Origin of the sequence: Roseovarius sp., assembly GCF_040223625.1 — a bacterium.
Taxonomy (GTDB): domain Bacteria; phylum Pseudomonadota; class Alphaproteobacteria; order Rhodobacterales; family Rhodobacteraceae; genus Roseovarius.
This window is the reverse complement of record NZ_JAVKFX010000057.1, coordinates 26,656-34,199: the sequence shown is the minus strand read 5'-3', so window position 1 is coordinate 34,199 and position 7,544 is coordinate 26,656. Positions and strand designations below refer to the sequence as shown.

Below are 7,544 nucleotides of genomic sequence, written 5' to 3'. Positions count from 1 at the left end.
AACTCGCCAAGTTGGGCCTCACGGGGTACTATATTCAATATTACGTCTCCGGCGACCTGTTCTACATCTGACCGGGTGGCGGGGGGCGGGTTTTGGCCCCGCCGCCGCCGTTGTCGAAATGACGTGGCGCGGGTGACCACGCCGGCCGGACGCGCTTGACACCGTCCGGCGGCGCGGCCAAGGCTTCGCCTGACTATGGATCTGCGCCCCGTCGCATATGTGCTCGGCCTTCTGGTCATGGCCCTTGGCCTGACCATGCTTGCGCCGATGCTGGTGGACATCGCCGATGGGCGGGGTCACTGGCCCGTGTTCGCGGAGAGCGCGATCCTGACGGTTCTGTCGGGCGGGCTTGTCGCCCTGGCGTGCCGGAACGGGGGGCGCGAGGGGCTGACACTTCAGCAGACCTTCCTTCTGACAACCGGCGTCTGGGTGGCGCTGCCGATCTTCGGGGCGATCCCGTTCCTGCTTGGCGCGACCGAGGCGCGGGTGGTGGACGCGATCTTCGAGGCGATGTCGGGGCTGACCACGACGGGCGCCACCGTGTTCACCGGGCTGGACGAGCTGCCGCGCGGCATCCTGCTGTGGCGCGGGTTGCTGCAATGGCTGGGCGGGATCGGGATCATCGTGGTGGCGATGGTTTTCCTGCCCGAGCTGCGGGTGGGCGGCATGCAGATCTTCCGCTCGGAGGCGTTCGAGACCATGGGGAAGATCCTTCCGCGGGCGACGGAGATTTCCTCGAGCATCTCGATCATCTATGTCAGCATCACCGTGGCCTGTGCGATGTGCTACCGGTTCACGGGCATGGAGACATTCGATGCGATCGTGCATGCGCTGACCACCGTCTCGACCGGCGGGTTTTCCAATTACGACGCCTCGTTCGGGACGTTCCAGGGGCCGGCGGAATGGGTGGCCTCGGTCTTCATGGTGCTGGCGGCGCTGCCTTTCGTGCGCTACGTGCAGATGCTGAACGGCGGGGTGACGCCGCTTTTCCGCGACAGCCAGGTGCATGTCTTCCTGGCGATCATCGCCGTGCTGGTGGCGGTGACGGCGGCGGTGCTGGTCAACATCTTTCCGCACCATCCCGAGCAGGCGCTGCGCGAGGCGATGTTCAACATCACCTCGATCATCACCGGCACCGGCTATGCCAGCGTCGACTACATGAAATGGGGCCCGTTCCTTGTCTCGATCTTCTTCTTCATCGGGCTGATCGGGGGCTGTGCCGGATCGACCTCGTGCTCGATCAAGATTTTCCGTTACCAGCTTTTGTTCGCCTCGATCAGCACGCAGATGCGGCGCATCTACGCGCCGCACGGCATCTTCGCCCCGCGCTTCCAGGGACGGCCGGTGGGCGAGGAGGTGCTGAACTCGGTCATGGCGTTCTTCGTCTTCTTCGTGGTCACGCTGGGCCTGTTGTCGGTGGCGCTGGGGATGACCGGCCTCGATTTCACCACCTCCGTTTCGGGGGCCGCCGCCGCGGTGGCCAATATCGGCCCCGGCCTGGGCGAGATCATCGGCCCGGCGGGCAACTATTCGACCCTCAACGACCTTGCCAAGTGGATCCTGACCATTGGCATGCTGATCGGACGGCTGGAGCTTTTCGCCGTCTATGTCCTGTTTACCATAAGTTTCTGGAGAGCCTGATGAGCCAAAGACCCCTCGGAGCCCAAATCAGCCACATGCTGAAATCGCGCGGCGTGGATACGATTTTCGGAATTCCCGGTGTGCATAACCAGGAGATGTATCGCGGCATCGAGGAGGCCGGGATCACTCATGTGCTGGCCCGGCACGAGCAGGGGGCGGGGTTCATGGCCGACGGCTATGCGCGCGCCAGCGGCAAGCCGGGGGTGGCCTATATCATCACCGGGCCGGGGCTGTGCAACATCATGACGCCGCTGGGGCAGGCCTATTCCGACAGCGTGCCGGTGCTGGCGATCTCGTCCTGCCTTGACGAGACGGCGCGGCGGCGCGGGCAGTTGCACCAGATGCTGGACCAGGAGGCGGCGGGGGCCTGCGTGTGCGAATGGAGCCTCGAGGCGCGGGATGCGACAAGCGCCTATGGGCTGATCGACCGGGCGCTGACCGAGTTCGCCACGGGCCGCAAGCGGCCGCGGCATATCCAGGTGCCGATCCGGGCGCTGGAGGGGCTGGCCGATGCGCCGCCGGCGGAGATGGCCGCGATGCAGACCGAGACACGGCCGGTGGCGGCGGCCGAGCGGATCGTGGCGGCGCTGAAGGCGGCGGAGCGGCCGCTTTTCGTGTTCGGCGGCGGCGCCGTCGAGGGCGCGAAGGACTGGAAGGCGGTGGTCGAACAGGCCGGGGCCGCGAGTTTCACCACCTATGCGGGCCGCGGCATCGCCGCCGGGCATGCGCTGGATTACGGCGCCTACCTGGCGCGGCCGGAAAGCGCCAGCGTGATCGCCAAGGCCGACCTGGTGATCGCCGTGGGCAGCGAGCTGTCGGAGGTGGATCTGTGGCGCGACGAGCTGGGCTACAAGGGGCGGTTCATCCGGGTGGATATCGACCCCGAGGAGCTGCGCGCGGCGGCGGGCACCGAACTGGCGCTGCAGGCGGATGCCGCGGCGCTGGCGCGGGAGATCCTGTCGGTGGGCGGGTTCGAGGCCAAGACCGGCTGGCGGGAGGCCGACGTGGCCGCCGCCAAGGCGCGCTGGCGGGCGGAATCGGATGCCGAGCGGCCGGGGATCGTGCCGATCTGCGACGCGCTGCGCGACGTGCTGCCGGGCGATACGATGTTTTATTCCGACATGACGCAGTTCGCCTATACGGCCAAGGAGGTCTGGCCGATGGACCGGCCCGGCCACTGGCACCACCCGTTCGGCTTCGGCACGCTGGGCTATGCGCTGCCGGCGGCGATCGGGGGCGCGGTGGCGCGGAAGGGCAAGCCGACGCTGTGCATCGCCGGCGACTACGGGTTCCAGTACACCATCCAGGAGCTGGCGACGGCGGTGGAGCTTCGCCTGCCGCTTCCGATCCTGCTGTGGGACAATGGCAAGCTGAAGGAGATCGAGGACAGCATGATCCGGGCGCAGATCGCGCCGAAGGCGGTGGACCAGATCAATCCCGATTTCGTGGCGCTGGCCAAGGCCTACGGGGCGCATGCGGAAAAGCCGGACAGCCTCGAGGGCGTGGCGCAGGCGGTGATGAAGGCGTTCGAGGCGGACGGGCCGACGCTTATCCACGTGACGCCGGCTGTTTCTACCTGAGCCGGGTCTGGGGGCTCTCCCCCCAACGTTGAATTTCCAATGTAAATTCAACGTCTCCCCCGGGATATTTCCGGCCAGAAGAAGCACGGGGTTGGGGAACCGGAATGGAAAAGGCCCGGGCGGTGGTGCCCGGGCCTTTGGCGTTTGAGGGGGCTGTGCCTTACTCCCAGCAGCTGACCAGGACGGTCATGCCGGAGGCCTGTTTCGAGAGGGTCTCGGGCGGGATGGTGGTGCCGCCGCTGGTGGAGGAGGGGTTGATGCCCAGATCGGCGAGCACCTGGCGGACGGCGGCGGCGTCGGCGGCGAAGCTGACGCCCTCGGGGAGTTGGCGGCCCGACTGGCTGGCCGGGAGCAGCATGCCCACGACCGCGCCGTAGGCGTCGACCACCGGCCCGCCGGCATCGCCTTCGAGCGTGGCGAGCGCCAGGCGCTTGAGGTTCTCCTCGCCGTTGAGGCCCTTGGCATCGGCAAGCTGGCCGAAGGTCAGGGTGGGGGAGCCGAGCACACCGCCATAGGAATAGCCGGCGACCGCGATGTCGGATTGCAGGCGCGGCGGGGTGTCCTGGAAGGCGGCGACGGCGATCGGCGCCAGCGCGTCGACCGGCTTCAGCACGGCGATGCCGAGCGCCTCGTCGATGCCGATGACGCGGGCGTTGTAATCCTCGTCCAGCGTCACGCGTTCGCAGCCCTGTACCGCCTCGAGGGTGGTGACGACGGTGCCGGACTGGTCGACGTAGAAGCCCGAGCGCGACAGCTTGGGCTGGCGGATCTCGAGGCCGGAGACGAGGTCGACATCCTGCTGCACCTCGGCGCCCGTGGCAGGGTCGAGCACGCCGTCGAGGCGCTGGAAGCTGGCCTGCATCTCGGCCATCAGGCGGGTGCGGCGATCCTCATCGCCGGCGGGCCAGATCAGGGTGAAGCCCTTGACGTGGCCGTTCTCGAGCGAGGCCTCGGTCTGGGAGACGATCGAGGCATTGCGACCGGTGAGCGAGAAGCTGTTGCCGGAGATCTCGCGCGGGCCGTCCTCGGGGACGATGCGCAGGGTCTGCATGATGTCGTAGAGGCCGAGCAGGGTGTTGCGGTCGCCCGGCTGGCTGATCAGCAGGACGCGGGCCTGGGGGATGTCGCCGCTGGCGTTGAAATGGGCGAAGGGCGGCTCGTAGCGGTCGAAGGTGACCACGCCGGTGGGGAGTTTCATCTGCACGCCGGCCTCGGTGTCGCGAATGGTGCGGATGGCGAGCCCGTCGAGCACGGAATTGTACTGGCCCAGCAGTTCGGCGCGCTGGCGGGTGGTCATGACGCCGGTGGGTTCGTGCCCGTTGGAGCGCTGCCAGTCGGCCATGGCGCCGCGGGTGCCCGGGCCGATGGCGGCGTCGATGGCGCCCTGGTAGTGGCCGGCCCATTCCAGCGCGATCTGGAGCTGGCGGCGTTCCTCGGCGCTGAGTTGCGCCTCGCTCTGGCGGGCCTCGTACTGGGTTTCCTCGGGGATCTCGGGTTCGGCGACGACCTCGGGCTGGCCCGTGCCGGTGGTGTTGGTGGTGGTGTCGGTGTCGGCCTGGGCGATCTGGGTGTCGGTGTCCGCCTGGGCGATCTGGGTGTCGGTGTCAGTTTGGGCGGCGGTGTCGGTGTCGGTCCCGGTTTCGGTGTCGTCGCCGGCCGCGGCGGCGGTGTCGGCGAGCGCCTCGGCCAGCTCGGTCACCTCGACGCTTTCGGTGGTGACGCCCTCGGCGGGCTCGGCCGTGTCGGTGCCGGAACCGTCCAGCAGGTTGGCGCCCACGGGCCAGAATTGCTGCTGGTAGTTGGCGCTGTCGGCGACATAGCTGTCACGCGGGATAAGCCCCTGTTCGCGCAGGGAAACCATGACGTTCTCGGCCTCGTCCGGCGCATACGGCCCGAGCGCCACGGCATACCAGCCGCCGCCGAGGTTGAAGCCGTTCACGTCGTCGATCCGGGCGCCGTAGGCGCGGATCGCCTGTTCGGTCACCGCGAGGTTGGGGTGGGATTCAAGCTGGATCCAGGAATTCTGTTGCTGGGCGGAAGCTGTAAATGCCGAGAAAAAAAGGATTAGAAGAAACGAAAGTACGGTGCGCGTCATTGAGTTACCCTGGCCATTGAACCCTGAAGTTGTCGTCCGGACCTTTTTATCAAACTGAGCCGGGCGTGCATCCAAAATATGCGCGCAGGCGCAATTGACCCCGCGTGGGCGTGGCCGTAGGTAGGGCGGCGACGCGAACCGGGCCGGAAAAGAGGCGAGCATGGCGGAGAAGACGGACAAGCCCCGCAGTTTCCAGGAGATCATCCTGCGGCTTCAGGCCTACTGGAGCGGCAAGGGCTGTGCGATCATGCAGCCCTATGACATGGAGGTCGGGGCGGGGACGTTCCACCCGGCGACGACGCTGCGGAGCCTGGGCTCGAAACCCTGGGCCGCGGCCTATGTGCAGCCGTCGCGGCGGCCGACGGATGGGCGCTATGGCGAGAACCCGAACCGGTTGCAGCATTATTACCAGTACCAGGTGCTGATCAAACCCAGCCCGCCGGATCTGCAGGAGTTGTACCTGGGCTCGCTCGAGGCGATCGGGATCGACATGGACCTGCACGATATCCGTTTCGTCGAGGATGACTGGGAGAGCCCCACGCTGGGCGCCTGGGGCCTGGGCTGGGAAGTCTGGTGCGACGGGATGGAGGTGAGCCAGTTCACGTATTTCCAGCAGGTGGGCGGGCATGACTGCACACCGGTGTCGGGCGAGCTGACCTATGGGTTGGAGCGGCTGGCGATGTACGTGCTGGGGATCGACCACGTGATGGAGATGCCGTTCAACGACCCCGACGCGCCGATTGCGCTGACATACGGCGACGTGTTCCGGCAGACGGAAGAGGAATACAGCCGGTGGAATTTCGACGTGGCGAACACGGAGGTTCTGCTGAAGCAGTTCGAGGAGGCCGAGGCGGAATGCGAGGCGATCCTGAGCCAGGAGGCGGAGGACCCCAAGACGGGCAAGCGCATCATCATGGCGCACCCGGCCTATGACCAGTGCATCAAGGCGAGCCATATCTTCAACCTGCTGGATGCGCGGGGCGTGATTTCCGTGACCGAGCGGCAGGCCTATATCGGGCGCGTGCGGGCGCTGGCCAAGCAATGCGCGGATGCCTTCGTGCAGACCGAGGCCGGGGGAGTGGAATGCAGCGCCTGATCCGGGCGGAGTTCGGGCCAGAGAGGTTCGTTCGGAGTATGGGGGTATCGGAACGGTTGAAGGCGCGCGGTCTGGTGGCGGTATGCCAGATGAGTTGCGTTGGGCCGTTCATCCTTGACAGCTCAAGCCATGATCGCAAGGAGGCCGGTGAGCACCCTTCAGCTTCGCAGCCCGCGACGGGAACCGCGTTTCTGGATGTCTGTTTCAGGCAGGACTTCACGCGGGCCGCGGAAGCGTTCGGCCCGAGTATTGCCGACCTTGCCGGCGACGGGAAAAGCCTGGAGTTGACGGTGACCTATCCAGTCGCGTTCCTGCAGTGGTTCGAGGGGATCATAGGCGACGTCCGCACGCTTGGTGGCGTGTTGCGGTTTTTCGGTTGGTTGAATGGGCCGGAAACCCGTGACTCGGGCAACCTGAAGGTCGGTACCGATGCCTTGGGTCGGTTGTCGGACCGGCCGTTCAGTTCCGTTTCACTTTCGCGCCAGCAGGCGGAGATTGAGCCGCTCGCAGAGTCAGAGCCTCGCGAGAGTACAACAGAGAAGGATTTGTGACGTGACCGGAAAAATCCTGAGCCTGCTGATCGTGGTCTGTGCGGTCGTGGCGGGCGGGGCGCTCTATTACCTGCAGGTCTATGCCTATTACGAGGAGGTGGAGACCACGGGCGAGGATGTGCGGATGACCGCGGTCGCCTCGGGGGAGCCGGAGGTGATTGCCTATGACGGGTTCGAGGGGATCGACGCGGACAGCTCGCCCATCCGGTACCGGGCGTGTTTTACGACCGAGACGCCGCTTGCGGAGCTGAGCGAGACCTACCAGCCCTACGGGGGCGCCGTGCCGCTGGAGGCGCCGGGATGGTTCGAGTGTTTCGATGCCGGGGCACTGGGGGCGAAGCTGGAAGACGGCTCGGCCATGGCCTTCATGGGCGAGGAGAACATCGAATACGGGATCGACCGGATCGTCGCCGTGGGTGAGGACGGGCAGGGCTGGGTCTGGCACCAGATCAACCATTGCGGCGAGGTGGTGTTCGACGGACAGCCCGCGCCGGAGGAGTGTCCGCCGCCCCCGGATCGTTACTGAACGGAACCTGACGGGCCGTTCGGCGCTTGTGTTCCCAGCAAAAGGGAGAACAGCG

At 66.5% G+C, this 7,544-nt stretch carries 6 protein-coding genes; 5 read left to right on the top strand and 1 reads right to left on the bottom strand.

Annotation, left to right across the window (positions count from 1 at the left end):
• Nucleotides 1–195: 195 nt before the first annotated feature.
• Both RLN94_RS16755 and RLN94_RS16750 read left to right on the top strand, forming a co-directional pair.
• Nucleotides 196–1,641, top strand: a complete 1,446-nt coding sequence (locus tag RLN94_RS16755) for a TrkH family potassium uptake protein (RefSeq protein WP_350124262.1) — start codon at nucleotides 196–198, stop codon at nucleotides 1,639–1,641.
• Entirely contained in the window at nucleotides 1,641–3,221 is a 1,581-nt protein-coding gene (locus RLN94_RS16750) for a thiamine pyrophosphate-binding protein (RefSeq protein WP_350124265.1), read from the top strand. The genes RLN94_RS16755 and RLN94_RS16750 overlap by 1 nt, the downstream gene beginning before the upstream one ends.
• A 160-nt stretch (nucleotides 3,222–3,381) precedes the next feature.
• Here the strand turns inward: RLN94_RS16750 and RLN94_RS16745 are convergent, their stop codons facing one another.
• Complete coding sequence (locus RLN94_RS16745; RefSeq protein ID WP_350124268.1) at nucleotides 3,382–5,316, bottom strand: serine protease; 1,935 nt, start codon at nucleotides 5,314–5,316, stop codon at nucleotides 3,382–3,384.
• A 160-nt stretch (nucleotides 5,317–5,476) separates the two neighbouring features.
• Between RLN94_RS16745 and RLN94_RS16740 the strand changes: the two genes are divergently transcribed.
• From RLN94_RS16740 to RLN94_RS16730, 3 genes are read left to right on the top strand one after another with little or no spacing between them, the layout of a single operon-like run.
• A complete protein-coding gene (locus RLN94_RS16740; RefSeq protein WP_350124271.1) occupies nucleotides 5,477–6,412 on the top strand; it encodes a glycine--tRNA ligase subunit alpha in 936 nt (311 codons plus the stop codon).
• On the top strand, nucleotides 6,400–6,963 hold the full coding sequence (locus RLN94_RS16735; protein ID WP_350124274.1) for a hypothetical protein: 564 nt from the start codon (nucleotides 6,400–6,402) through the stop codon (nucleotides 6,961–6,963). Before RLN94_RS16740 ends, RLN94_RS16735 begins: the two co-directional genes overlap by 13 nt.
• 1 nt (nucleotide 6,964) lies before the next feature.
• Nucleotides 6,965–7,489, top strand: a complete 525-nt coding sequence (locus tag RLN94_RS16730; protein WP_350124277.1) for a DUF6446 family protein — start codon at nucleotides 6,965–6,967, stop codon at nucleotides 7,487–7,489.
• The last annotated feature ends 55 nt before the right edge of the window (nucleotides 7,490–7,544 follow it).